This window comes from Nocardia sp. No.11, from assembly GCF_038752175.1.
GTDB lineage: Bacteria > Actinomycetota > Actinomycetes > Mycobacteriales > Mycobacteriaceae > Nocardia > Nocardia canadensis.
Genome location: NZ_JBCGFB010000002.1, coordinates 90,936 through 117,428, shown reverse-complemented (window position 1 = coordinate 117,428; position 26,493 = coordinate 90,936). Strand labels below are relative to the sequence as shown.

Sequence of the window (26,493 nt, the reverse complement as noted above, 5' to 3'; positions counted from 1 at the left end):
AGGCCGCGGCCCGCGCCACCGCGCTGGCCGCCCGCTGCGACGGCGCCTGCACACCGGCGATCACGGCCGCCGCCCGTCCCCTGCCGATCACCGAACGCGAGCGGGAGATCGCCGCCCTCATCGGCCGCGGGTTGTCCAACCGGGCCATCGCCGAACGGCTCTGCGTCTCGGTCCGCACCGTCGAGGGGCACATCTATCGCGCGTGCATCAAGCTCGACGCCACCGATCGCGACCAGCTCGCCAAGCTGATCTGACACCATGGGTGGGTGACGACCGGTCGCCCACGAGCTGTCCTCGGCGCCGCGCTGGTCGCCCTCACGGTCACCGCCTGCGCGAGCGACGAGCCGGACCGGAGCGCGCCCGCCGCCGTGACCTCGACCGTGCCGAGCCTGCCCGCGGGCCGTCCCGATCTGGGCGCCGCCGAGGAGATCGCGCACGGCCTCGACGTGCCGTGGGGACTGGCGTTCCTGCCGGACGGCGGCGCCCTGGTCGGCGAGCGGGATTCGGGCCGCATCCTGCGCGTGACGCCCGGCCGCGCGCCCGAGATGGTCGATCAGGTGCCCGGTGTCGTGGCGCGCGGGGAGGGCGGACTGCTCGGTCTCGCCGTCGCTGCCGACTACGCCGACACCGGATACGTGTACGCGTATCTCACCGCCGCCGAGGACAACCGCATCGTGCGCCTGCGGCCGGGCGCGACGCCGGAGGTCATCTTCACCGGAATCGCGAAGGCGGGCAACCACAACGGCGGCCGGATCGCCTTCGGACCCGACGGCATGCTCTACGTCGGCACGGGTGACGCGGCCGACAGCGCACGATCGCAGGACCCGGCGAGCCCGAACGGCAAGATCCTGCGGCTCACCCCCGACGGCGCACCGGCACCGGGCAATCCGACCGCAGGCTCACCGATTCTGAGTCTCGGCCACCGCAATGTGCAGGGCCTGGCCTGGGACCGCGCCGGCACCCTCTACGCCGCCGAGTTCGGCCAGAATCGCTGGGACGAGCTCAACCGTATCGAACCGGGCCACAACTACGGCTGGCCCACCGTCGAAGGCGCGGGTGGCGCGGACCGCGGCTTCACCGACCCGCTGCTGTCCTGGTCGACCGCCGAGTCCTCGCCCTCCGGGCTCGCCATCGCCGGCGACACCCTCTACCTGGCCGCCCTGCGTGGCCGAAGGCTCTGGACCGCAACGCTGTCCGAGGGCGAAGCGACCGCTCCGGTGGATCTACTCCGCGACACCTACGGCCGCCTGCGCACCGTCGCGGTGGCCCCGGACGGCGCCCTGTGGCTCACCACCTCCAACACCGACGGCCGCGGCGACCCCCGCACCGGCGACGACCGCATCCTGCGCTTCCCGGCCCGCTGACCCGCCTCCGGCCGCGCTAGTGACCACCGTCGCGGCGGCTGACCCAGTGGGGATCACGGCCGAGCAGGGCGCGACGGTCCAGCCCGCGCACGGGGTCGGCGCGTCCATCTCCGCGTCGGCGACAGTGGCCACATCGTGGGCGATCAGCGCGGTCGCCGTCGCGTCGAGTCGGAGCAGTTCACTCATTCGGAGACATCCTTCTTAGCGGTCGATGTCTCCCCGTCGCTCCGTCGCCGAAGCGGCCCGTACCCGGGATCGGATCGTGCGGACCGCTGTCGACGAGGCATCGTGTCTCGGTTTGGAAGGGCTGACGGTCGGCGCGCTCGCCTCCCGGCTCGCGATGAGCAAGGCTGGGGTCGTCGGCCCCTTCGGATCCCGGGAGGACTTGCAGGCCGCTGCCCTCGAGCGGGCCGGTCAGATCTTTCGGGCCGCCGTCCTGGCGCCACTGTCGCACCTGGCGCCGGGCCCGGCCCGGCTGGCGCGACTGATCGATGCCTGGATCGACTACCTGGCCGAATGTCCTTTTCCGGGAGGGTGTTTCGTCACCGCGGCATCGTCGGAACTCGATGGACGGCCCGGCGTACTGCGGGACCGGCTGCGGGTGGTCGTCGCCGACTGGCGCGCCCACCTCACCGCCGAAATCGCCGCGGCGCAAGGCGAAACCCCCGCCGCGCAGCGGCCACCCGAGCAGATCGCCACCGTGCTCATCGGCATTTCGATGGCGGTCAACCAGGAAATCCAGCTACTCGGCGACGCGTCCGCCGCGCGGCGTGGCCGTGCTGCCATGCGCGACGCGGCCGGTCTGCCGCATTCGCCATAGCTCGGCGGCGCGCGGCTACGGTGTGCCGATCTGTTCGACGTAGCCGGTGCCGGTGACCGGACGGCCGCGGAAGGTGCCGGTGTAGCGGTAGCTGCCGACGTAGCCACCGGTCATGCCGTAGACATAGTCGTCGTTGGCGACGGCGTCGATCTGGATCAGGGGGTCGCCGTTGTCGTCGTCGACGGCCCAGGTGAACGTCGTGGCCAGGGTCATGTCCCGGCCCTCGGGGGTGTGTCGCGGGGTGTGTTCGTACCCGGCGACGCGATAGCGGTAGCCGTTCTCGTAGGCGCCGCCGTGGTCGGTGCGGGAGCGCACGTAGACGGTCTGCTGGAGCGGAATGCCCAGTGGCCCACGGACTTCCACCATCAGCACCTGGGTGTCGGCGTCGATGTTGATGATCTGATAGGTGAAGAAGGTGAGGAACAGGTCGACCGCGACGGCGCGGGCGTATTCGAGCGTGCTGAGCCCGGACAGGTCGTACCGGGTGCCCTGGTGGTCGACGGTGCCCTCGTACTCGCACAGCAGTGACCAGTGGTCGTAGAGCCCGCCGCGCAGCTTGGCGAAATGCGCGATCTTGTCGGTGGCGCGCACCCGCAGATCCGCCCGGAACTCCGGATTGCGGTAGGTGACCAGGAAATTCGGGTAGCTGCCCCGCAGGGCGAAGTCCTCGCCGAACCGGATCAGGCTCGCGTCCGGCGCCAGTTCCAGATCGCGCGCGACCTGGTAGCCGCGGAACTGGCCGGGGAATCGCACCGCCGTGCCCGCCAGCAGGTTCGCGGTGTCGGCCGCCGAGGTCTCGATCAGATGCGCGTTGCGGAACGCCCGCACCTTCGGCTGCCCGATCACGGTGATGAAGTCCAGGAAGTTCAGCGGCGCGGGCAGGCCGGGGAACATCAGGCCGTAGTGGACGGTCCGGTAGCGCCCACGGGGCGGATGGAAGGGGGTGTTCGGGTCGTACGGGGTGCCGTTCACCGCGTGGGAACTCGACACGGTGCGTTGAATGCCGTGGAGCAGGGGAGTCGTCATCGCCATGGAAACCGGCGCCTTTCGCTGGACGGACATCGAGCTGACCGATAGGAAAATTACCGTTTGGTCAATTCGTCGTCAACCAGTCCGTGGATGCCCGTCGACGTGGACGCCCGACCAATTGACCGGCGCTGGCGAGGCGGTAAATTACCTGGTGGCCGGGCACGGTCAACCAGCGGAAGGAGGGCGTGATGGGCACGGCGGGAACGAAAGGGGTGCCGCGCGCCGAGCGGGAACAGCAGATTCTCGACATCGCCGGTGAGCAGATCAGCCGGGTGGGGTACGCCGGGCTGTCCCCGGCCGGCGTGGCGAGCGCGGCCGGGGTCTCGAAACCCATGGTGTTCCACTACTTTCGCAGCAAAGAGGGCCTCTACGCCGCGTGCGTGGAGCGGGCGGCCGACGCGGTGTGCGGCGCCATCGAGCCGGTCTTCGACGGCACCCCGGGAATCGAGATGGCCGAGCACACACTCGAAGTCGTCATCGCCGCGCTGGCCCGCAGGCCCCACGACTGGAACGTGCTGCTGGACCGGTCCTATCCGCCGGACGGCATCGCGGCCGACGCGTCACATCGCGCCGAACGCCGCCTCGCCGAGCAGGCCTACCGGGGCGCGGCCGCCCTGCTCGCCGAACGCGGAATCACCGATGCCGCAGACCTGTCGGCGCTCACCGACGTCTGGATGGGTGTGGTGACGGCACTGGTGAATTGGTGGCTGCGGCACCCGGAGGAAAGCGCCGAGGCCATGATCGCCCGCTGCACCCGGCTCATGGGCGCGTTGTTCTGATCGGACTCAGAGCGCGTCCGCCAGGTCGTCGAGCAGCCGCCGCTTGGACCGCGCGCCGACGACCGTGCGCACCGGCTCGCCGTCCCGGAACAGCATCAGCGTCGGCATCGACAGCACGGCGTAGTCGGCGGTCGTGCGCGGGTTGGCGTCCACATCGAGCTGGACCACCGTCATCCGGTCAGCCTCCTCGCGGGCCAGTTCCCCCAGCATCGGCTCGATCATCTTGCACGGCGGGCACCACGACGCCGTGAACTCGACGAGCACCGGTACCTCGGCAGCGAGCACCGCGCCGGCGAACGTCGCATCCGTCACCGCGGTCATCGCGTGGGTCATGTTCTCTCCCTCGGTCGGCGGGGCACCTCGCCCCGGGTCGACCACGCTAGGGATTGACGCCGAGGTCAAGGCAAGCCCGAGGCGGGAAACCCCTGCCGGGCAGGCCGATCGGTCCGTACGGTCGGTCGATGGTTCCGCTTCCGGATCTGCTCGCCTTCGTGGCGGCGGCGGTGCTGCCGCAGTTCGTCGATCCGGCGGCCGGATCGATGGTCGCGCAGCTGGTGGTGCTCGGGACGATCATGGCGGTGCCGGCGCTGGTGCTCGACAGCAGCTGGGCGCTGGTCGCGGGGACCGCGCGCGGCTGGTTCGCCCGCTCGCCGCGCCGCCTGGAAGCGGTCGGCGCCACCGGCGGGGCGATGATCATCGGGCTCGGCGCCTCCGTCGCGCTCACCGGCGCCGTCAAGTGAAACGAACCAGGCCGGGACGCGCCGGGTAGCGCACTACTCTCGGCCGGTCGCGCGATTCGGAGGACACTGAAGACATCGCGTCCGGGCCGTGCCGTCGGCGCGCGTCGAGGCGCGCCGAGACCCCGCGCTGACCGGGGCGTGTGCGGCCGACTTCATTAATACGTGCGGGTAACCCTTGGACGCTGTTCACATATACGGAGTAGAGGTGCACACTGCCCTGGAACCGGAGTTCGAATTCGTACCCGTCCGGGCCACACAACTCGGTATTGGAAAGGAGTCGGCGAGTGTTCAGCCGCATCGCCATCGTCAACAGGGGAGAGGCCGCCATGCGGCTCATCCATGCCGTCCGTGATCTGGCAGCGGCGAGTGGGCTACCGATCGAAACGGTCGCCCTGTACACCGACGTCGACCGAAACGCCACGTTCGTCCGGGCCGCCGATGTCGCCTACGACCTCGGCCCGGCCTCGGCCCGCCCGTACCTGGATCTCAAGGTGCTCGAGCAGGCCCTGGTGGCCACCAAGGCCGACGCGGCCTGGGTCGGCTGGGGCTTCGTCGCCGAGGATCCGGCCTTCGCCGAACTGTGCGAGCACATCGGCGTCACCTTCATCGGCCCCAGCGCCGAGGCCATGCGCAAGCTGGGCGACAAGATCGGCGCCAAGCTGCTCGCCGAGGAGGTCGGGGTCCCGGTCGCGCCGTGGAGCCGCGGCGCGGTCGACACCGTCGAGGACGCCATCGAGGCCGCCTCCGAGATCGGCTACCCGCTGATGCTCAAGGCCACCGCCGGTGGTGGCGGCCGCGGCATCCGCGTCATCACCAACGAGGCCGAACTGGTCGACGCCTACGAGCGCACCAAGCAGGAAGCCGCGCGCGCCTTCGGCAGCGGTGTGGTCTTCCTGGAGCGTCTGGTCACCGGTGCCCGCCACGTCGAGGTCCAGGTGATCGCCGACGGACAGGGCACGGCGTGGGCGCTCGGCGTCCGCGACTGCTCGGTGCAGCGCCGCAACCAGAAGGTCATCGAGGAGTCCGCGTCGCCCGTGCTCAGCGCGGAGCAGACCGCCGAGCTGAAGGCCTCCGCGGAGCGCCTCGCCGTCGCGGTCGGCTACTGCGGCGCGGCGACCGTCGAATTCCTGTACCACCCGGGGGAACAGCTGTTCGCGTTCCTCGAGGTGAACACCCGCCTGCAGGTCGAGCATCCGATCACCGAGTGCACCACCGGTGTCGATCTCGTGCACGCGCAGCTGTCGGTGGCCTCCGGCACCAAGCTCGAGGGCACCCCGCCGGTCGAGCGTGGCCACGCCATCGAGGCCCGGCTCAACGCCGAGGATCCCGACCGTGACTTCGCCCCCGCCCCCGGCCGCATCGTGCGGCTCGACCTGCCCGCGGGCCCGGGCATCCGCGTGGACACCGGCGTCAGCGAGGGCGACACCATCCCCGCCGACTTCGACTCGATGATCGCCAAGATCATCGCCTACGGCCGCGACCGCAACGAGGCCCTCGGCCGGCTGCGCCGGGCCATGGCGCAGACCCGGGTGGTCATCGAGGGCGGCGCGACCAACAAGAGCTTCGTCCTCGACCTGCTCGAGCAGCCCGAGGTGATCGACGCCAGCGCCGACACCGGCTGGATCGACCGGGTGCGCGGTGAGGGCCGCCTGGTGACCCACCAGCACTCCGCCATCGCGCTCGCCGCGGCCGCGATCGACGCCTACGAGGACGACGAGCGCGCCGAGCGGCACCGCCTGCTGTCCACCGCCTCCGGCGGCCGTCCGCAGGTCCAGCACGAGAGCGGCCGCCCGCTCGACCTGAAGCTGCGCGGCGCGAGCTACCGGGTCCGGGTGGCGCGCATCGGCGCGCACCGGTTCCGCGTCGGCATCGAGGCCGGCGCCGAACTGACCACCGCCGACGTCGATCTCGAGCGTTTCGACCAGCACACCGGGCAGATCGTCGTCAACGGCACCCGCTACCGCCTGATCACCGGCACCCACGGACCGACCCACCTGGTCGACGTCGACGGCGTGACCCACCGGATCAGCCGGGACGAGGGCGGCGTCGTCCGCTCGCCCGCGCCCGCCCTGGTCGTCGGCACCCCGCTCGAGGTCGGTGCCGAGGTCGAGGCAGGCGCCGCGGTGCTCGTGCTGGAGAGCATGAAGATGGAGACGGTGCTGCGCGCGCCGTTCCGCGCCCGGCTCAAGGAATGCAACGTCTCGGTCGGCACCCAGGTCGAGACCGGCGCGCCGCTGCTGCGGCTCGAGCCCCTCGCCGACGACGACGAGGCAGGCGAGACCGAAGCGGTCGGGACGGTCGAGCTCGACCTGCCCACCGAGCCCACCCCGCGCCAGCCGCACGAGCGGCTCGCGCGCGGCCTGCAGGATCTGCGCAGCCTGCTGCTCGGCTTCGACGTCGACCCGCACGACGACCGCCGCGTCCTCGACGAGTACCTCGCGGCCCGCCGCGATTGTGTCGCCGGCGATCACCGTCCGCTGGCCGAGGAACTCGAACTCGTCCAGGTCTTCGCCGATCTGGCCGAACTGAGCCACAACCGCGCGGCCGACGACGAGCACAGCGCGGACCACCTGCACAGTGCGCGCGAGTACTTCCACACCTACCTGCAGAGCCTCGACGTCGAGCGGGCCGGTCTGCCCGAGGCGTACCAGGCCAAGCTGGCGCAGGCGCTGAGCCACTACGGCGTCACCGAGCTGGATCGGACCCCGGACCTCGAGGCCGCGGTGTTCCGGATCTTCCTGGCCCAGCAGCGCCCGACCGACACCGTCGAGGTCATCACCACGCTGCTGCGCGAGTGGCTGCGGGAGCCGATGCCGGACCAGGTGCTGCGCGAGCCCGTCGGCCTGGCGCTCGAGCGCCTGGTCGCGGCCACGCAGGTGCGCTTCCCGGTGATCGCCGACCTCACCCGAGGACTGGTCTACGGCTGGTACGGCCAGCCGCTGCTGCGCCGCAACCGTGCCCGCGTCTACACCAATGTCCGCAAGCACCTGACCTACCTGGACGCGCACCCGGACTCGGCCGATCGCGCCGCCCGCATCGCCGACATGGTGCGCAGCACCGAACCGCTGGTGCGCCTGCTCGGCCAGCGGCTCGAGCGCGACAAGCCCGACCACACCGTCCTGCTCGAGGTGCTGACCCGCCGCTACTACGGCAACAAGGGCCTGACCGGCGTGCACACCGAGCAGGTCGGCGGCACGTCCTTCGTCGTCGCCGAGCGCGACGGCGCGAGCCTGGTCTCGGCCGCGGTGAGCTTCGACGAGCTGGGCACCGCGCTGCAGGGCCTCGGCGAGCTGGCCAACGGCGCCGCCTCGATCGACGCCGACATCTACCTCAGCTGGGAAGCCCAGCCCGAGGACTTCGACGCCATGGCCGCGGCCCTGCAGGAGGTCCTCGGCGGCTACCAGCTGCCGCAGCAGGTGCACCGGATCACCGCCACCGTGGCGGGCAGCAACGGCGCGGTCATGCACCACCACTTCACCTTCCGTCCGTCGGCCACCGGCATGGCGGAGGAGCGGCTGATCCGCGGCCTGCACCCCTACATCGCGCAGCGGATGCAGATGGAACGGCTGCGCAAGTTCGACCTGACCCGCCTGCCGTCCTCGGACGACGAAGAGGTCTACCTGTTCCGGTGCGTCGCCAAGGGCAATCCGTCCGACGACCGCCTGATCGCCTTCGCCCAGGTCCGCGACCTGGCCGCGCTGCGTGAACACGACGGCAGGCTGCTCGCCCTGCCCACCGCCGAGAGCACGATCGCGACCTGTGTCGACTCGATCCGTCGGGCGCAGTCGCGGCGGCCCTCGGCCAAGCGGCTCAACACCAACCGCATCGTGATGTACATCTGGCCGCCGATGGACGTCACCAGCGAGGAACTGGCCACGATCGGCGGACACGTGCTGCCGACCGCCGTCGGCGCCGGGCTGGAGGAAATCCTGCTCATCGCGCGTCAGCGTGATCCGCAGACCGGTGAGCTGACCAAGGTCGGCGTCCGGATCGCGATCGACGCGACCGGCGGTTCCCAGGTGACCGTCGGCGAGCTGACCGACGAGCCGGTCGAGCCGCTCGACGAGTACCGCCAGAAGGTGCTGCGCGCCGCGGGCCGCAACACCGTGTACCCGTACGAATTGACCGGTGTGCTGGGCGATTTCGCCGAGTACGACCTCGACGCCGACCACACCCTGGTCCCCGTCGACCGGCCGAAGGGCCGCAACACCGCGGCCATCGTCGCCGGTGTGATCAGCACGCCGACCATCCAGCACCCCGAGGGCGTCACCCGCGTCCTGCTGCTCGGTGACCCGACCAAGTCGCTGGGCGCGCTCTCGGAGCCCGAGTGCCGCCGCGTGATCGCCGCGCTCGATCTCGCCGAACGCCTGCAGGTGCCGCTGGAGTGGTACGCGCTGTCCTCCGGCGCCCGGATCTCGATGGAGTCCGGCACCGAGAACATGGACTGGGTCGCCGCCGCGCTCAAGCGGATCGTCGAGTTCACCCAGGACGGCGGCGAGATCAACATCGTGGTCGCCGGCATCAATGTCGGCGCGCAGCCGTACTGGAATGCCGAAGCCACCATGCTCATGCACACCAAGGGCGTGCTGGTGATGACGCCGGACTCGGCCATGGTGCTGACCGGCAAGCAGTCGCTGGACTTCTCCGGCGGCGTCTCGGCCGAGGACAACTTCGGCATCGGTGGCTACGACCGCGTCATGGGCCCCAACGGCCAGGCGCAGTACTGGGCGCCGAACCTGACCGCCGCCCGCGACGTGCTGATGGCGCACTACGACCACACCTACGTCGCGCCGGGCGAGCAGTCGCCGCGCCGCGCGCAGACCGTCGACCCCAGCGACCGCGACATCTCGAGCTTCCCGCACGTGCTGGCCGACAGCTCCTTCGCCACCGTCGGCGAGATCTTCTCCGCCGCCGCGAACCCGGATCGGAAGAAGCCCTTCGACATCCGGACCGTGATGCGCGCGCTGGCCGACCAGGATCACCCGGTGCTGGAGCGCTGGGCGGGCATGGCCGACGCCGAGACCGCGGTGGTGCAGGACGCGCACCTCGGCGGTATCCCCGTGTGCCTGTTGGGGATCGAGTCGCGCAGCGTGCCGCGGCGCGGTTTCCCGTCGACCGACGGTCCCGACACCTACACGGCGGGCACCCTGTTCCCGCGGTCGTCGAAGAAGGCCGCCCGGGCCATCAACGCGGCCAGCGGTAACCGTCCGCTGGTGGTGCTGGCGAACCTGTCGGGCTTCGACGGCTCGCCGGAGTCGATGCGCAAGCTGCAGCTCGAGTACGGTGCCGAGATCGGTCGCGCCATCGTCAACTTCGAGGGCCCGATCGTGTTCACCGTGATCTCGCGGTACCACGGCGGTGCGTTCGTGGTGTTCTCGAAGGCGCTGAACCCGAACATGACCGTGCTCGCCCTGGAGGGCTCGTTCGCCTCGGTCCTCGGTGGCGCCCCCGCCGCCGCGGTGGTCTTCGCGGGCGAAGTCAACTCCCGCACCGCGGCCGACCCGCGCGTGCGCGACCTGGAGACCCAGGCCGCCAACGCGTTCGGCACCGACCGCGCGACCCTGACCGCCGAACTCGACGAGGTCCGCTCCTCGGTGCGCGCGGAGAAGCTGGGCGATGTGGCCGCGGAGTTCGACCGCGTCCACAACATCCAGCGCGCCGTCGAGGTCGGTTCGGTCGACGCCATCGTCAGCGTCAGCGATCTGCGCCCGCGCATCATCGCCGCGATCGAGACCGGCCTGCCGGAGTAGATTCGAGCCGAAACGAAGCCGCCCACCCTGTCGAACCAGGGTGGGCGGCTTCATTTCTCGGCTCGTCGGGTGGGCGATCGTCCCGGGTGATGCTCAGGAATCGGGCCCTCGGTCTATCGCGCACGAGAAGGCATAGGCGTCGAGCCGCCCGATCAGGGCCTCGATGTCACCGGCCGAGGCGTTGTCCCGCACTCGGAGCAGCGCGTGCGGGCGACCGTCTCGCGAACTGACCTCCACATCGCCGCGGAGCCCGGCGTCGTGGGTTTCCCGCATCACCACCCGCCGGACCGCATCGTGGACCAGCGGCACCTTGTGCACCTTGCCCACCGTGGTGACCGGGATTTCCTCGACGATATGGACGAATTTCGGTGCGGCCGCCGGTTCGGGTGCGTGGGAGCCGGCCCAGGACAGCAACTCCGCCGGTGACGCGCAGGCGCCGAGCCGCAGGACGACATACGCCGCGGGCACTTCGCCGGCGTGGCTGTCCGGTCGTGGTACCACCGCGGCGGCTTCGATATCCGGATGCGCGAGCAGCGACTCCTCGACCAGCCGCGGGTCGATATTGTGCCCACCGCGGATGATGACGTCGCGGGCTCGGCCTGCCAGCGTCACGAATCCGTCGGCGTCGACCCGTCCCAGATCGCCGGTGATCAGCCAGCCGTCGACCACGATCCCGGTGGGGTCGGGCGTGGGGCCGCCGGGACCCGCGCGGAGATAGCCGGGAAAGACACTGGGTCCGCGCACGGCGAGGACCCCGGTGTCCCCGGGCGCGCAGTCAGCGACCGGCCTGCCGGCGTCGTCGACCCGGACCGCCTTGATCTGCTGGTCGGGCAGCCGCAGTCCCAGCGCGCCGGGACGGTTGCCGCGCACCGGCGCGAGCACGCTGGCGCAGGTGGCTTCGGTCAGTCCGTACCCTTCGAGCATGGGTACCCCGGTCGCGGTTTCGAAATCGCTTCGGACTCGGCTGGGAAGCGGGGCCGCACCGACGATTCCGGCCCGCAGGCTGGAGATGTCGACGCCGTCCGGAACGGCGGGCAGCCCCGCGTACACCGTGGGAACCGCCGAAAAGCCGGTGACGCGATAGCGTTCCACGATCCGCCAGAAATCGGCCATCGCGGTCCGGTCCCGATAGCCGAGCGGTCCGAGCGACACCACCGACCGTGCCGAGTAGAACGGTGCGAGCGCGGTGACGAGCACCGCGTTCACATGGAACAGCGGCAGTCCGGCCAGCATGACCGCGTCCTCGCCGAAGATCTCGTGCTGGGCCAGCGCCCACGCGAGAGAGACCTCGTTCGCGTGCGTGTGGGCCGCGACCTTCGGCGTGCCGGTCGTTCCGCCGGTATGGAAATAGGCGGCCACATCCGTAGGCCGGGGCAGCCGATCTGTCGTGAGCTCCGCGGGCTGACCGGCGGACAGCGCGTCGAAGTCGCCGACCCACTGTGCGGGCGGTTCGGCCACTTCGCCACCGACCGTGATCAGCGCCCGCAATCCGGGCAGCGCCGCGACCACCTCGCACGCCGTCCGCCACATCCCCGGGTCGAGTTCCGGTGCGGCAGCGATGAGTATCCGCGCTTCGGTGAGCCGGAAGATATCGATGATGTGCTCGGTCGCGAGCATCGGATTGACCGGATTGGCGATGCCCACCGCCTGGGCGCCGAACAGCGCCGCGTACGTGGCGCCGGTGTTGGGCAACAGCAGGCCCACCACCCCGCCGGGCTCGAGACCGAGCGCCGCGTACAGGTTTGCCGCCCGGTTCACCCGGAGCAGGAGATCCGCGTAGGACCAGGTTTCGGGCCGATCCCACCCTCGGCCACCCCGCAGCAGGTGGAGGGCGGGACGGTCGCCTGCCCGGCGAGCGGCGGCCGCGAGCAGTTCGTAGGTGCTGTCGGGCCACGCGCGCTCGGCCGGCGATATCGACTCGAGCCGCGCGAGTTCCGCGACGGCGACGATGTCGGGCGGGGTGGGCACGATGTTCACGCGCTGACCACCCGATTGCCGAGCACGCCGATCCGCTCGACCTCCACCTCGACCAGATCGCCGGCGCGCAGGTAGCGTTCCGAGAACACCCCGGCGCCGCGCGGTGTGCCGGTGCAGATCACGTCACCGGGTTCGAGGGTCTGATAGCACGACAGATACGCGATCAGCTCCGGGATGGAATGCAGGAAGCCGCTGGTCCGATCTTCTTGGCGCAGGTGCCCGTTCACCCGGGTGCGGAGGCCGAGATCCGGCGTATCGGTGAACTCGTCGGCGGTGACCAAGCAGGGGCCGAGCGGTTTGAAAGTGTCGAAGCTCTTGGCGACGCCGATCGATGCGGTCGGGTCCCCGGTCATCGCCCGGCGCTGGATATCGCGCGCGGACACGTCGTTGACGATCGTCAGCCCGGCCACGTGCGCCCACGCCTCGTCCACGGTCACCGCGGTGGCGGTCGTGCCGATGACGACGGCGACCTCACCCTCGTAGTCGACGTACTCGGCCGCCACCGCGGGCAGCCGGATCGGATCGGCGGGACCGGTCACCGCCGACCCGGCGCAGACCTGGAGGTTCGGTTCGTCCGGGAGCGTGATATCCGGTGTGCCCAGCGCCGCGAACATCGCCAGCGCCTCGCTCGCGTGGCTGCCGTAGTTCAACCCGACGATCAACACCTTGCCGGGCCGCGACACGGGGGAGCGCAGCGTCGCGGGCGTCAGCGGCTGTTCCCGCAGCACCGGCGCGGTCCGGGCGGCGTCGATGCCCGGACCGCGCAGGAGCGCGCCCACGTCCGGATACGGCAGATCGAGCACGGCGAGCACGCCGGCCCGGTCTTCCCTGGCGAGTCCGCTGTCGAGGGCGTAGAGACGCATATCGAACCTCCTTGTTCGCCGGCTACCCACCGGCCCGTTCTCTTGAGTGTCAGTTAAGAGCATGTCTTAGCTCTCAGTCAAGAGCGGGCATAGAGTGGTCGCATGCCCAAGAATCGTCAGGAGATCCCCAAGGCCGAACGTCAGGCCGAACTGGTCGCGCAGGCGCGCGAGCTCTTCGTCGGCAACGGCTATCGCGGCACCAGCGTGGCGGCGGTCGGCCGGGCGGCCGGTATCGCGCCCGCGGCGGTGCACTGGTATTTCCCCACCAAGGATGACCTCTTCGCCGCGGTGATCGCCTCGATCTTCGAGGCGGAGCGGGCCCGGGTCGAGGCCGACGCGACCCTGTCGGGGGATCCGCGCGCCGAACTGGTCGCCCTGCTGGTGCGGATGGAGCCCTATCGGGCGCTGCATCGCGTCGCCTACGAGCGGATGGAGGAAACGGCGACCCTGCGGGCGGTCTACGAGCAGATGCGCGACTGGCTCGAGCAGCGGCTTTTCGCGGCGATGTCGGAGCGGGCCGGTGACGGTGCCGATCTCGCCTCGGTCGCCGACCTCGCCCACGTGTTGTTCGAGGGGCTGCTGGTCAGCGTGCGCCGCCTGGATCGGCCGACCGACGAGCTGATCGATCTGCTGATCGCCACCCTCGTCGCCGCCGCCGCGAAAGCGGGATGACCGCCAACTCTTGACTTTCATTCATGAGCGGGCCTAGCTTCTCTTGTATCGCATTCAAGAGATGTTCTCGGCTCGAAGGAGAGTCCGCTCATGGCATCACCGGCAAAACTCGCGCACGTCGTCCTGCGGACCGGTCGGCTATCGGAGATGGTCGACTGGTACGTCCAGGTCCTGGAAGGACGCCTGGTCTTCGGCACCGACCTGCTGGCGTTCGTGACCTACGACGAGGAACACCACCGCGTCGCCTTCCTGGCGACCGGCGCCTCGCAGCGCCCGACCGACGCGCACTCGGGCCTGCATCACGTGGCCTTCACCTACGACACGCTCGCCGACCTGCTCGCCACCTACGAACGGTTGAAGGCGCTCGAGGTGCGGCCGTTCTGGACGATCAACCACGGCCCGACCACCTCGATGTACTACGAAGACCCCGACGGCAATCACATCGAGCTGCAGATCGACAACTTCGCCACCGACGCGGAGCTGGCCGACTTCTTCGAGTCCGGCGCCTTCGCCGCCAACCCGATCGGCGTGGAGTTCGATCCCGACGACCTCGTCGCGCGCTTCGGCGCTGGTGAGTCGTTCGCCGACCTGGTGCGGCGGCCGTGAGCGCGCCCGACCGGACGCCGGTGCTCATCGTCGGCGCGGGACCCGTCGGCCTGGCGACGGCGTATGTGCTGGGTCGGCACGGTGTCGCGAGCCTCGTCTGCGAGCGGTTCGGCGGGATCAATCCGCATCCCCGCGCGCATGTGGTCAACACCCGATCGATGGAACTGCTGCGCTCCTGGGGCATCGCCGACGCGGTCACCGGCGACGCCGTCGCGCCGGAGTGGATGCGCAATATCGTCTGGAAGCAGACCCTGGCCGGCTCCGCGCTCGGTCGGATCGACCTCGCCGATGGCGGACAGGACCGAATCCTGCGCCGCGCGGGCGCTTCTCCCGAGATGATCACCTCGTGCGCGCAGGATCGCGTCCAGCAGCGACTGCTCGACGCGCTGCGGGCACAGGGCATGGCGACGCTGGCCTTCGAGACCGAGGTTCGCGGTGTCGCCGACGTGGGTGATCACGTGGCGGTCGAGCTCGAATCCGGTGGCGGGCGCCGTACGGTGCAGGCGCGCTACGTTGTGGCGTCCGACGGTGCCGCGGGCACTCTGCGTGACGATCTCGGCATCGGCATGGCGGGCGTGCCCGAGCTGGGGCAGCAGCTCAACATCTATTTCCACGCCGATCTCGCACCGTGGACCGAGGCGGACCCCGCGCTGCTGATCTGGCTGATCAACGCCCACTCGCCCGGTGTGCTCATCGGCATGGACGGCGACCACCGCTGGACGTTGAACCGGCCGTTCGACCCCGCTCAGGAATCGCTGTCGGACTACACCCCGCAGCGCTGTATCGACCTGGTGCGCACCGCGGTCGGGAGCGCCGATCTCGCCGTCGACATCCGGTCGGTGGGGACATGGACGATGGCGGCCCGGACCGCGGCGAGCTATCGCGCCGGGCGGGTCCTGCTCGCCGGGGACAGCGCGCACCAGTTTCCGCCGACCGGCGGGCTCGGCATGAACACCGGTCTCGCCGACGCCGACAACCTGGGCTGGAAGCTCGCCGCCGTTCTCGGCGGCTGGGCGCCGGAGGCCCTGCTGGACAGCTACGAGACCGAGCGCCGCGCGGTCGCGGTCAGCAATACCGAGCGCAGCGTCGGCAACGCGCTGCGCATGGTCGATGCCGGGGTCGGCCCGCTGACCGTCGAGATCGCCCAGCGGCTCGACAGCCCGGATCCCGAGGTGGCGCAGCGGGAACGCGACCGGCTGGCCGCCGCGATCCCGCAGCACCGCGCGCACTTCGACGACCTCGAGCAGGAACTGGCCTATGTCTACGACGCGGACGGCGTCGCCACCGATCCGATCGGCACCGCCGTCGTCGGTGCCCGGCTGCCGCACGTGTGGACCCGCTACGACCAGGCGACGATCTCGACCCTCGATCTGCTCGGGCCATGGTTCACCGTGATCGCCGGCGCGGCCGGATCGTCCTGGGCGACAGCGACAGCCGAGGCCGCCGGGCAGATCCCGATCCGCGCCTTCGTGGTCGGTCGGGAGCTCGATCTCGACCCCGGCCGGCTCGGTATCGGCACGACGGGCGCCGTCCTGGTGCGGCCGGACGGGCACATCGCCTGGCTGACCGATCGCGCGTCCGAGACACCGGTCACCGACCTGACCCTCGCCCTGCGCGGTGCCCTCGGCATCTGTGCATCCGCGTCCCGACAGACCTCGTAGAAAGCCATCGATGTGACCGAACACCCCGCGCCGGTAGCACTGTCGGACCGGTACACCCAGCTGACCGGTGCCGTGCACCTCACCGGCATTCAGGCCCTAGCGCGGTTGCCGCTGGAGCTGCGCCGCGCCGATCTGCGGGCGGGCAGGCGCACCGCCGCATTCGTCTCCGGCTACGAGGGCTCACCGCTGGCCGGTTACGACACCGAACTCGCCCGCAACGCCGCGCTGCTGACCGAGCACGACATCGTCTTCCAGCCCGGCGTCAACGAGGAACTGGCCGCGACCGCGGTCCAGGGCACGCAGCTGGCGTCGGTCCAGGACGACAAGCGCGTCGACGGGGTCGTCGCGCTCTGGTACGGCAAGTCGCCCGGGCTGGATCGCGCGTCCGACGCCATCCGGCACGCGAACATGATGGGCACCCACCCCGACGGCGGCGTACTCGCCCTCGTCGGTGACGATCCGGCCGCGAAGTCGTCGACCGTGCCCGGCGCGTCCGAGGCGTTGCTCGCCGACCTCGGCCTGCCGACCCTGTATCCGGCGGATCCCCAGGAGGCCCTGGACTTCGGGCTGCACGGCGTGGCGATGTCGCGGGCCTGCGGGCTGTGGGTGGCGATGAAGATCGCGACCAATGTGGCCGACGGATCGGGCACGGTGGACCTGGCCCCCGACCGGGTCCGCCCGGTGGAACCCGACCGGACCGTCGACGGCACCGTCTACCGGCACGAGGTGACCGCACACGTGCTGCAGCCGACCCTCGGCGTGCTCGAACGCAGCCGCGAGGGCGCGCGGCTGGAGATCGCGCGGCGCTATGCCGTGGCCAACGACCTCAACCGGATCACCCACCGTGGCGTGGACGACCGGCTGGGGATCGTCGCCGCGGGCAAGACCGCACTCGATGTGCGCCAGGCACTGGGCAGCCTCGGCCTCGACGACGCCGAATTGGCCAGACGCGGTATCCGCCTGTTGCGCCTCGGGATGATTCATCCGCTCGAGCCGACGGTGGTCCGGCGGTTCGCCGAGGGGCTCGACGAGATCATCGTGGTCGAGGAGAAGCGGCCCTTCCTCGAGACCGCGATCAAGGACGTGCTCTACGGCAAGCCGGACGCCCCCCAGGTCACCGGTAAGAAGCTGCCCGATGGCGCCGCCTTCCTGCCCGTCGACGGTGAACTCGACCCCGACATCATCGCGACCAAGCTCGCCGTCCGGCTGACCCAGCTCGGTGGATTCCCGTCGGTGGCCGCGTGGCGTGGGCGCGCTCGCAGCGAAACGCTGTCGCGCGCTCTGCCTTTGATCACCCGGACGCCGTATTTCTGCTCGGGCTGTCCGCACAACATCTCCACCAAGACACCCGAAGGCGCAACGGTCGGCGCGGGCATCGGCTGCCACGGAATGGTGTCGCTGATGAGTCCCGCGCAGGTCGGCGATGTCACCGGCCTCACCCAGATGGGTGGCGAGGGCGCGCAGTGGATCGGCATGGCGCCGTTCCTGGCCCGCACCCACTTGATCCAGAATCTCGGTGACGGGACCTTCCACCATTCGGGCAGTCTCGCCGTGCGCGCGGCGATCGCGGCCGGCAGTCACATCACCTACAAATTGCTCTACAACTCCGCGGTGGCGATGACCGGTGGTCAGCAGGCCGTCGGGGTCATGTCCGTCGCCGAGATCTGCGCGGCGATGCGCGCCGAGGGAGTCGCGCGGATCATCGTGACGACCGACGAACCGCGCCGGTACCGCAAGATCGCGCTGCCCAGGGGAGTCCAGGTCTGGCATCGGGATCGGCTGATCGAAGCCCAGGAGACCCTGGCCACGATCACGGGTGTCACCCTGCTGATCCACGATCAGGAGTGCGCCACCGAGCTGCGGCGCAAACGCAAGCGTGGACTCGCGCCGAAGCCGATCGAGCGCATCGTGATCAACGAACGGGTGTGCGAGGGCTGTGGCGACTGCGGACAGAAGTCGAACTGTCTGTCCGTCCAGCCCGTCGACACCGAATTCGGCCGCAAGACCCGAATCGATCAGTCCTCCTGCAATATCGACCGTTCCTGCCTGGCCGGTGACTGCCCGTCGTTCCTGTCCGTCGTGCCGGCGCCGGACCATCGCCGCGCGCCCGCGGTGCCCGCCGGTCCGACCGATGTGCCTCGGCCGCCCGCGACCTTCCCCGCGACTCACACCACGCGCATCACCGGTGTCGGCGGCTCCGGCGTGGTGACCTTGGCACAGTTGCTCAGCACCGCGGCCACACTGGGTGGGCTCCGGGTCCGGGCACTGGATCAGACCGGGCTCGCCCAGAAGGGTGGTGCGGTGGTCTCCGACATCACCGTCTCCCGCGAGCCGATCGACCAGGGCAGCAAGGCGATCGCCGGGGGCTGCGACCTGTACCTCGGGTGCGACCTGCTCGTCGCCGCCGATCCCCGCTATCTCGTCGCCGCCGATCCCGCGCGGACCGCGGCGGTCGTCTCCACCAGCGAGGTCCCGACCGGGCAGATGGTCACCGATCCCGCCGTCTCGTTTCCCGCGGCCGGACCGATCCGCGACGCGATCGAGGCGACCGTGGTCGAAGCTCGCTTCCTCGACGCACGCGGCGTGGCGATCGCGCTGCTCGGCGCGGATCAGTTCGCCAATCTGCTGCTCGCGGGAATCGCCGTCCAGACCGGCGCGTTGCCGCTGGCGCCGGCCGACATCGAAACGGCCATCGACCTCAACGGCGTGCAGGTCGCGGCGAATACGGCCGCTTTCCGCTACGGCCGGCTGGCGGTCGCCGACCCCGACGCCTTTGCCGTGGCATTGGCCGAGGCGACAGGCCCGGCCGAAACACCCCGCGCGCGTTCGGCTTCGGCGGACCAGCTGCTGGCGACCGTGCACGCCGCACCCGAATCCGAGCTCCACCGACTGCTCGCGCTGCGCATCCCCGACCTGATCGACTACCAGAACGTCGCCTACGCACGGCAATTCAGCACATTCGTCGAACAGGTGCGCCTCGTCGAGACCGAGCGAACGCCCGGTTCTACCGCCCTCACCGAGTCCGTCGCGCGCCATCTGTACAAGCTCATGGCCTACAAGGACGAGTACGAGGTCGCCCGCCTCTCGCTCGACCCCGATATCCGCGCGTCCGTCGAGGCGGAATTCGGTCGCGGCGCCCGCATCTCCTACCGGCTGCACCCGCCTGTGCTGCGTGCGCTGGGTATGAAGAACAAGCTCGAACTCGGGCCGTGGTTCCGTCCGGTCTATCGGAGTCTGGTCTCGATGCGCCGAGTCCGTGGCACCCGCCTGGATCCCTTCGGCGCCGCGGGGGTTCGCCGGACCGAGCGTGCCTTGATCGCCGAATACCGGACGGCCGTCACCGAGCTTCTCGCCGGGCTGAGCAGCGAGACCCTTCCGCTCGCGGTCGAAATCGCCGATCTACCGGACATGGTCCGCGGCTACGAGTCGATCAAGATGGACAACGTCGCGCGCTACCGTGCCCGGATGGCCGAGCTGATGGCCGGATACTCCGACGCGGCGTCGCGCGGAGGTTCCCGATGACGCGGTGGGTGCGCATCGGGTCCTAGGCGCCGACCGAGGACAGCAGCATGGGCAGCGCGTTGCGCATCTGTACCTGCCAGGCGTCCCAGTTGTGGCCGTGGGACGGCACGTAGCGTTCGTCGACATTCGCGCCGAGCGACTGCAGCTTGTCGACGAAGCGGTAGTTCTGTTCGTAGGCCAGCGATTCCACGGGATCGTTCTTGCCGTAGGAGACGAACAGCGGGATTCCGGTCAATTTCGACGCCTGGGTGTACGGGTTGTTCTGCTCCCAGATCGAGCGCTGCGCGGTGTAGTCGCCCCACACCCGCTTCCAGTCCGCGGCGCACCCCTGGCCCGGCTTGTCGGGGTCACCGGGTGCGCCGGAGTCGTGCAGCGGGTCGACATTGCCGCTGAAGGCGGCGGCGGAGCGGAACCATCCCTGGTACTTCGCCGCGAACTTCATCGCGCCGAGACCACCCATCGAGTTGCCCGCGACGGCCCGGGTGGTGCCCGCCCGGTAGCCGGATTCGAGAATCGTACGCACGTCGTCGGTGAGGTACTTCTCCCAGGCGGGTGCGCCGTAGGCGCCGTAGTTCCACCAGTCGGAATAGGCGCTGCACCAACTGGTTTCGGGCAGCACGTAGATCGCTTCGGTGCCCGCGGTGAGGGCTTCGAGGTCGCCCTTGTCGGTCCAGGACTTGTGGTCGTCGAACCCGCCGTGCAGCACCCAGATGGTGGGCCAGGTGCGTCCGGCGTTCTTGGACCAGCCGGGCGGGAGCAACAGCCGCACGACCTTCACCGCGAAGCCGGGGCCTTCGAGGTTGGGGGAGGAGATCCCGATGTCGAGAATGCGGTCACTGACCCTGGTTTCCCAGCGCACCGTGCCCGCGGCGGCCTGCGCGGGAGCGGGCAGGGTGAATGTGGCGGCGACGGCGGTGAGCAGGGCTGCGAGGGCAAGGGATAGGCGAGGTCCGAACATCGGAGGGTCCTCTCGATCGACGGTGCGCGCCGCGGTGGTCACGGGCGGCGTCGACGCGCGACCCGAGCGCTGGGCACATCGGCGAATACTAGTGTTCGACAATCTCTTCCGCTGGCGATCCGCGTCATTCCCCGCGCCCGGCGCCGGTGGTCGGACCGACGCGGGGGCGCCTCGGCGGTACTGTGCGGGTCGGTACCCACGGAGCGGAGGCTGACGTGAACGAGATCTGGCCGGTGGTGCACGCCGAGCGTGCTGCCCTGATCGCGGACCTGACGGACCTGCCCGCGCAGCGGTGGTCCACGCCGTCACTGTGTGCGGGCTGGGACGTGCACGATGTCGTGGCGCATCTGACCGACGACGCGAAGACCACCCGTCTGGGATTCTTCGTGCACTTCGCCGCTGCCCGTTTCGATTTCGACCGTTTCAATGCCGCGGGCATCGCGCGGGAGCGGGCCGGGGACCCGGTGCTGACGTTGGCCGCGTTCCGCGCGGCGAGCCACCGGACCACCGGGGCCCCCGCGCCGAAGGCGACCAGGTTGATCGAAGCGTTCGTCCACGGCGAGGACATCCGCCGTCCCCTCGGCCTGCACCGGGACTATCCCGTCGCGCCGATCGTGACGGCGGTGCGACATCAGCTCGGCACCTCGGTGAAGGTCGGCGGAGGCAAGGAACGCGCACAGGGCCTTCGCCTGACGGCCACCGACGCGGACCTCGACGTCGGTGCCGGTCCGCAGGTGCGCGGCACCGCCCTGGCGCTGCTGCTCGCGCTGTCCGGAAGACCGCTCGAGGCCGGGGAACTGGACGGTCCGGGCGCCGCGACCCTGACGGGCCTGCCGCACGCCGGGTGAGCGCTACGCCCACTCGGTGAACCGCCGTCGACGCTGACCGGGCACCGGCGCGGTCGACCTCGCCGCACCGGGGTCGCCGGTGGTGCGCGGCGCACCGTCCGCCGATCGGCCCGAGCGAAGTGGCCGGGCGTATGGAACGCCGGTGCGCGCCGGGCGGCTGCGCACCGCGTGGCGGGCCGCGCATACCGCGGTGGCGGACGTCCCTCGGTGGGCCGCGATCACCGCCTCGCCATCCCGTTGGCGGTGCTCCCGTCCAGCCTCCGGCGGATCGGCGTGGCCTTCCTCGACGACGCCGCCGCGGGCAAACGCGGAGATCTTCCGTTGCACCAGCGGGCATCCGGCGATCAGCGCAGCGAGCCCGGCCAGGCGGGCGCTGGTCACGGGCTTGCTCGGCAGCTGGAACCAGCCACGTGGTCGATGGCTGCCGACACCAGTTGCTGGCTGGTCACGGTCAGCGCGATGGTGGTGGCGGCGCCGATCTGCGGGATGACGGTGAACGTGACGGTGACGTAGGTCGCCGCCGCGCCCCACCACGGCACCGTCCGCAACGGGGCGATCCGCGGCCGCGGCGTGCGGCCGGTGACCACGAGGACGGCCAGCGCCACCGCGTTGGTCACCGTCGCCACGACGAACGACCACAGTCCGGTGACGAAACGGATCGTCGAGCGCCCGGCGCAACGCTGCGTTGGTCGCGCCCTGGACCGGAAGTGCCGCGCCGGCACCGAGTCCCAGCGCGATCCAGCCCACCTGCGCCCTCGCGGAGGTCTGGCCACGACCACCGGTGAGCTGGCTGCGGATCACCACCACGATCCCGGCCAGCAGCACCGCGGCGCCCAGCAGCATGCCCGGTCAACGGCCGCGGCTCGACGCCGAGCAGCCCGCCGACGTCGAGCGCGAGGGAGGCGAACATCTGCCCGGTGACGAACAAGCCGACCGAGGTCGGCATCATGGGCGCGCTCGGCCACGTCGTCGCCCCCGTGCTGCGGGCGTTCACCGATGCCCACCCCGGGGTCGAGCTGGTCCTGCGCGAAGCCCATTTCGCCGACCCCTTCGGCCCGCTGCGCGCCGGCACCGTCGACATCCAGCTGCTGTGGCTGCCGGTCCGCGAGCCCGACATCACTGTCGGCCCCACCGTGCTCGTCGAACCGGTCCGGCTCGCGGTGCCGGAGGCAGCGAATCGGTCACGCGCGCGACGATTCCGATCGAGGACCTCGGCGACCACATCCTGTGCGATATCGGCACCGGCGCACCCGGCTACTGGGCCGACGAGCTGATCCCGTCCCGCACGCCCGCGGGTCGCCCGATCCCGCGTGGTCCCCGCGTGCACACCTTCCAGGAGATGCTGGCCGCCATCGCCGCGGGCCGGGCCGTCGCCCTGGCCCAGGAACACTGCGTGCGGTACTACGCCCGCCCCGGCGTGGTGTACGTGCCGATGCCCGACGGCCCGCGTTGCCGCTGGACCTTCGTCTGGCGCGCCGACTCCGAGACCGAGCTGATACGCGCGTTCGCGGCAGTCACGGGTGATTTCGCGGCCTCCCGTACAGCGTCCTGACGCGGGTGGCGTTCCTACATCGCGTCGGCGGGCAGGCGTGCCAGGCCGAGCTGATCGCAGCGCCGCACCAGCGGCGCGAGAAGACGGTCCGCCTCGGCCGCCCGGCCCGCTCGCCGCAGGGTCGCGCCGCGCAGCAGGCCCGCGCGCACCGCGGCCAACGGCCTGCGTTCGGCGTCGATCCCGGCCAGGAGGGTTTCCGCGCGTTCGACCGCGAGCTGGTGGCGGTCGGTGGCGGCCAGCAACCGGATCGCGGAGTCCTCGTCGGTTTCGTCGATGGCCGTGGCGATTCCGTCCTCGCGCCGGATCGAGCGCGGGCGGGTGATCTCCGCGACCACCGCGGGCTCGAGGACGACACCGAGCCGCACCTGTTCATTGCGGATACGGGCGGCCAGGCGGGGCAGCCCCAGTCGTTCGGCGTGGGCCAAGCCTTCGTCGAGCAGGCCGAGCGCGCCGTCCCGGTCGCCGCGCAGCGCGCGAACCCGGGCTCCGGTGGCGTAGGTGGCCAGCATGAAGTCGACCCCGCCGCCCCCTTCGGTGGACAGTTCCCTGCTCTGTTCGAGGAGTTCGGCGGCGGTGTCCGGATCGCCTGTCTCGTATCGCAAAGCGCCGAGCAGCGCGCCGGCCAGACGGGTGGCGTGCGCGGCAGGACCCATCGTCGACCGCGCGGTGTCGTACGCGGTCGTGAGCAGGTCCTCGGCGCCGGCGACATCGAGTTGCTCCCAGGCCGCGAGCCCGGCGTAGCAGCGCCCGTAGACCGACAGGAACGGACCGCTCTGCTCGTGATACGGCGCCGCCCACAGCTGCCGGCGGCGGGCCTTGTCGTAGTCGAAACGGTGGATCGCCACGTAAGTGGCGATATTGGCCGCCACGCCGGGAATGCGCGGAGAGAAGTCGTCCGGACGGGCCAGCGCGTCGCCGATCAGGCCGTCCAGCTCCGAGATCCGGTCGGCGAACATCTCGCCGACGCTGATCGCCACGTCGGCCTCGGTGCGCATCTCGGTGCGATCCGGCTCGGCGGGCGCGGCCGCGACCAGCGCGGTCTCGAAGCGGGCGAGCGAGGCCGCGGTGGCCGTGGGACGCCGCAGCACCAGATCGATCCAGACGCCGAACAGCTGGATCCGCGGTCTGGTCCGGCACACCGCGGCGGGCAGCTTGGCCAGAATGCCTTGCAGCATCATCATTCTCGAGCGTTCCAGCAGGTACCCCGCGCCCTCCTCGACCAGGTCGACCGCCCGCTCCGGATCGTCGGCCGCCAGCGCGTGCTCGACCGCGTCGTTGAGCAGGTGCTGCCGGGCGAACCATGTCGCGGCTTTCTGCCGCAGCGGCGCGATTTCGGTCGGCCGGTCCTTGGCCAGGCGGCGACACAGGTAGCCGGCGAACAGCTGGTGGTAGCGATACCAGTCGTGGTCCGGGCCCGTCGGCAGCAGGAACAGCCCGCGGTCGGCGAGGTCGGCGAGCAGCGCGGCGGCGTCGGCGCGGCCGGTGAGCGCGGTCGCCAGGCCACCGCAGATCCGCTCGCAGATCGAGGTCGTCATGAGGAAGTCGAGCGTGTCGGGATCCAGTGTGTCGAGCACGTTCTCGGCGAGGAAGGCGCCGATATCGGGGTGCAGCGCGAGGCTGTCGAGCAGGTGCTCGGGTGCCTCGCCCGCGCGCAGCGACAGCACGGTCAGCTGCAGCGCCGCGATCCAGCCGTCGGTGGCGCCGGCCAGCGCGGCGACCTCCTCGGCCGTCAGCCGCACGCCACCGGCCTCGGCCAGGAAGGCACGCACCTCGTCGGCGTCGAAACGCAGGGTGGCGGCGTCGATCTCGGCCAGTTCGCCGTGGATGCGCAACCTGCTCAGTGGCAGTTCGAGCCGCGCGGTGCTGGTGACGACCAGCGGCAGATGGTGGCAGCCGTGCTCGAGCAGGAACCGCACGGCCGCCACCGAGGCCGTGCCGGTGACCCGCTGCCAGTCGTCGAGGATCAGTGTCACCCGCCGGTCGCGGGTGTGCAGGCCGTCGACGAGCGCGGTGAGCACGGCGCGGGTGGGATCGTCGGGGTCGGCTTCCAGCAGCCGGTCGAGCTCGTCGGCGAGGTCGGGGACGGCGGGCCGCAGGGCGTCGGCCAGGTGGGTGAGAAACCAGGCGACGTTGTCGTCGTCCTCGTCCAGCGTGAGCCACGCGACCGCCGCGCCGTGCTCGATCAGTTCGTCGTGCCACTGCGCGGCCAGCGTGGTCTTGCCGAACCCGCTGGGCGCGTGGATGGCGGTGAGCCGGGTGCCTTCGCTCGTGCGCAAGTGCTCGAGCAGACGCTTCCTGGCGAGGGTGGCGCGGGCGGGAGTCGGCGGGCGGTATTTGGTGGCGGGTGTCGGTGGGGCGGTGGTTCGTTCGTGCACGCGCGGCGCCGCGACCGGCGCCGTCGCCGGCCGCACCGTGCTCGGAATCCGCAAGATGTCGACCTCGCCGCCGGTGCTGCGCTGGGCTTCGCGCAGTTCCGCGCCGAACGCGGCGGCGCTGTCGGGCCGATCGGCGGGATCTGGGGCCATCGCGTGCTCGATGACAGCCCTGACCTCCTCGGGCACATCCTGATCGGTGAGATCGGGTCCCGGCTGCGCGGATACCCGCAGGAACTGCGACAGCACCTGCTCACCGACGCGCCGCTCGTAGGCGACATGGCCGGTGAGAGCGCAGAACAGGGTGGCGCCGAGACCGTAGACATCGGCGGCGGTGGTCGCCTGCGCGCCGCGCAGCACCTCCGGCGCGGCGAAAGCGGGCGAGCCCGTGACGACGCCGGTGGTCGTGTGGAATCCGCCCTGGATCCGGGCGATCCCGAAATCGGTGAGCTCGGGCTCGTTGTAGTCGCTGAGCAGGATGTTGGACGGTTTCACGTCGCGGTGCAGGATGCCCGCCCGATGCGCGGTCTCGAGCGCGCCCGCCATCTTCACACCCAGCCGCAGCGTCGCCGCCCAGTCGAGCGGGCCGACGGCATGGATGCGCTGCTCGAGCGAGCCCCGCGCGTGATACGGCATCACCAGATACGGGTGCCCACCGTGCGTGGTGCCCGCCTGGAACACCGCGACGATGTGCGGATGGCCGGACAGCCTGCCCATCGCCTGCTGCTCGCGCACGAACCGTTGCAGCCCGTCGGGGTCGAGTTCGGCGGTGAGGACCTTGACGGCGACCACCCGATCCAGATCGGGCTGGGCGCACCGGTACACCACGCCGAAACCGCCGCGCCCGATCTCCTCGGCGTCCTCGAAGCCCTCGGCGGCGAGTTCCGCCGCGATGCCCGAGGCCGAGCTGCGCTGAGTCGGCAGGTTGTCGGCCATCTCGGCTCGATTCGGTCACGGCGTGTCGGCGGTGCGCTGGTGCG

20 protein-coding genes and 1 pseudogene are annotated in these 26,493 nt (G+C 70.8%); 13 read left to right on the top strand and 8 right to left on the bottom strand.

From position 1 onward, the window contains the following. The 3 genes from V8688_RS01655 to V8688_RS01645 all read left to right on the top strand — a co-directional run. A partial coding sequence (locus V8688_RS01655; RefSeq protein ID WP_342799999.1) for a helix-turn-helix transcriptional regulator occupies window positions 1–254 on the top strand: 254 nt, incomplete at its 5' end. A gap of 12 nt (window positions 255–266) precedes the next feature. Beyond that, on the top strand, window positions 267–1,364 hold the full coding sequence (locus V8688_RS01650; protein WP_342799998.1) for a PQQ-dependent sugar dehydrogenase: 1,098 nt from the start codon (window positions 267–269) through the stop codon (window positions 1,362–1,364). A gap of 262 nt (window positions 1,365–1,626) precedes the next feature. Further along, window positions 1,627–2,184, top strand: coding sequence for a TetR/AcrR family transcriptional regulator (locus tag V8688_RS01645; protein ID WP_342799997.1), 558 nt, complete (start codon window positions 1,627–1,629; stop codon window positions 2,182–2,184). Window positions 2,185–2,199: 15 nt separating this feature from the next. Here the strand turns inward: V8688_RS01645 and V8688_RS01640 are convergent, their stop codons facing one another. Further along, a complete protein-coding gene (locus tag V8688_RS01640) occupies window positions 2,200–3,210 on the bottom strand; it encodes a DUF6670 family protein (protein WP_342799996.1) in 1,011 nt (336 codons plus the stop codon). 191 nt (window positions 3,211–3,401) lie between these two features. On the opposite strand from V8688_RS01640, the gene V8688_RS01635 reads away from it, so the two are divergent. Beyond that, window positions 3,402–3,992, top strand: a complete 591-nt coding sequence (locus tag V8688_RS01635) for a TetR/AcrR family transcriptional regulator (RefSeq protein WP_316574198.1) — start codon at window positions 3,402–3,404, stop codon at window positions 3,990–3,992. Window positions 3,993–3,998: 6 nt separating this feature from the next. Here the strand turns inward: V8688_RS01635 and V8688_RS01630 are convergent, their stop codons facing one another. After that, window positions 3,999–4,325 carry a thioredoxin domain-containing protein gene (locus V8688_RS01630; protein ID WP_316574199.1) on the bottom strand — a complete coding sequence of 109 codons (327 nt, stop codon included), beginning with the start codon at window positions 4,323–4,325 and terminating at the stop codon, window positions 3,999–4,001. Window positions 4,326–4,489: 164 nt separating this feature from the next. Between V8688_RS01630 and V8688_RS01625 the strand changes: the two are divergent. Then, a pseudogene (locus tag V8688_RS01625) lies at window positions 4,490–4,732 on the top strand (LysE family translocator); the annotation flags it as partial. 284 nt (window positions 4,733–5,016) lie between these two features. Continuing rightward, window positions 5,017–10,482, top strand: coding sequence for a carboxyl transferase domain-containing protein (locus tag V8688_RS01620; RefSeq protein ID WP_218721020.1), 5,466 nt, complete (start codon window positions 5,017–5,019; stop codon window positions 10,480–10,482). 93 nt (window positions 10,483–10,575) lie between these two features. Here V8688_RS01620 and V8688_RS01615 read toward each other — a convergent pair whose 3' ends face one another. Together V8688_RS01615 and V8688_RS01610 are read right to left on the bottom strand one after the other, a co-directional pair. Then, a complete protein-coding gene (locus V8688_RS01615; RefSeq protein ID WP_308248635.1) occupies window positions 10,576–12,459 on the bottom strand; it encodes an acyl-CoA synthetase in 1,884 nt (627 codons plus the stop codon). Further along, window positions 12,456–13,322: a fumarylacetoacetate hydrolase family protein gene (locus V8688_RS01610; RefSeq protein WP_342799995.1), complete on the bottom strand. Its 867-nt coding sequence runs from the start codon at window positions 13,320–13,322 to the stop codon at window positions 12,456–12,458. The genes V8688_RS01615 and V8688_RS01610 overlap by 4 nt, the downstream gene beginning before the upstream one ends. A gap of 102 nt (window positions 13,323–13,424) precedes the next feature. Between V8688_RS01610 and V8688_RS01605 the strand changes: the two genes are divergently transcribed. From V8688_RS01605 to V8688_RS01590, 4 genes are all read left to right on the top strand, one after another. Next, window positions 13,425–13,994, top strand: a complete 570-nt coding sequence (locus tag V8688_RS01605; protein WP_218721022.1) for a TetR/AcrR family transcriptional regulator — start codon at window positions 13,425–13,427, stop codon at window positions 13,992–13,994. Window positions 13,995–14,084: 90 nt separating this feature from the next. Further along, the gene (locus V8688_RS01600) at window positions 14,085–14,600 is read left to right on the top strand and encodes a VOC family protein (protein ID WP_316574202.1); all 516 of its coding nucleotides are present in this window, start codon (window positions 14,085–14,087) and stop codon (window positions 14,598–14,600) included. Continuing rightward, window positions 14,597–16,261: an FAD-dependent monooxygenase gene (locus V8688_RS01595; RefSeq protein WP_342799994.1), complete on the top strand. Its 1,665-nt coding sequence runs from the start codon at window positions 14,597–14,599 to the stop codon at window positions 16,259–16,261. Before V8688_RS01600 ends, V8688_RS01595 begins: the two co-directional genes overlap by 4 nt. Window positions 16,262–16,273: 12 nt before the next feature. Further along, window positions 16,274–19,783: an indolepyruvate ferredoxin oxidoreductase family protein gene (locus V8688_RS01590; protein ID WP_218721025.1), complete on the top strand. Its 3,510-nt coding sequence runs from the start codon at window positions 16,274–16,276 to the stop codon at window positions 19,781–19,783. Between the two features lie 22 nt (window positions 19,784–19,805). Here the strand turns inward: V8688_RS01590 and V8688_RS01585 are convergent, their stop codons facing one another. Continuing rightward, window positions 19,806–20,741: an alpha/beta hydrolase family protein gene (locus tag V8688_RS01585; protein WP_342799993.1), complete on the bottom strand. Its 936-nt coding sequence runs from the start codon at window positions 20,739–20,741 to the stop codon at window positions 19,806–19,808. A gap of 215 nt (window positions 20,742–20,956) precedes the next feature. Here V8688_RS01585 and V8688_RS01580 point away from each other — a divergent pair, with 215 nt between their 5' ends. Next, window positions 20,957–21,589, top strand: coding sequence for a maleylpyruvate isomerase family mycothiol-dependent enzyme (locus V8688_RS01580; RefSeq protein ID WP_342799992.1), 633 nt, complete (start codon window positions 20,957–20,959; stop codon window positions 21,587–21,589). Between the two features lie 3 nt (window positions 21,590–21,592). On the opposite strand, the gene V8688_RS01575 is transcribed toward V8688_RS01580, so the two are convergent. Together V8688_RS01575 and V8688_RS01570 are read right to left on the bottom strand one after the other, a co-directional pair. Beyond that, window positions 21,593–21,970 (bottom strand): hypothetical protein, encoded by a 378-nt coding sequence (locus V8688_RS01575; RefSeq protein WP_342799991.1) that lies wholly within the window; start codon window positions 21,968–21,970, stop codon window positions 21,593–21,595. After that, window positions 21,967–22,311, bottom strand: coding sequence for a DMT family transporter (locus tag V8688_RS01570; protein WP_342799990.1), 345 nt, complete (start codon window positions 22,309–22,311; stop codon window positions 21,967–21,969). The genes V8688_RS01575 and V8688_RS01570 overlap by 4 nt, the downstream gene beginning before the upstream one ends. 195 nt (window positions 22,312–22,506) lie before the next feature. On the opposite strand from V8688_RS01570, the gene V8688_RS01565 reads away from it, so the two are divergent. Both V8688_RS01565 and V8688_RS01560 read left to right on the top strand, forming a co-directional pair. Then, complete coding sequence (locus tag V8688_RS01565; protein WP_342799989.1) at window positions 22,507–22,863, top strand: LysR substrate-binding domain-containing protein; 357 nt, start codon at window positions 22,507–22,509, stop codon at window positions 22,861–22,863. Beyond that, window positions 22,785–23,141, top strand: a complete 357-nt coding sequence (locus V8688_RS01560; protein ID WP_342800003.1) for a LysR substrate-binding domain-containing protein — start codon at window positions 22,785–22,787, stop codon at window positions 23,139–23,141. The genes V8688_RS01565 and V8688_RS01560 overlap by 79 nt, the downstream gene beginning before the upstream one ends. A gap of 14 nt (window positions 23,142–23,155) precedes the next feature. Here the strand turns inward: V8688_RS01560 and V8688_RS01555 are convergent, their stop codons facing one another. Beyond that, complete coding sequence (locus V8688_RS01555; protein ID WP_342799988.1) at window positions 23,156–26,449, bottom strand: protein kinase; 3,294 nt, start codon at window positions 26,447–26,449, stop codon at window positions 23,156–23,158. Window positions 26,450–26,493 lie beyond the last annotated feature (44 nt).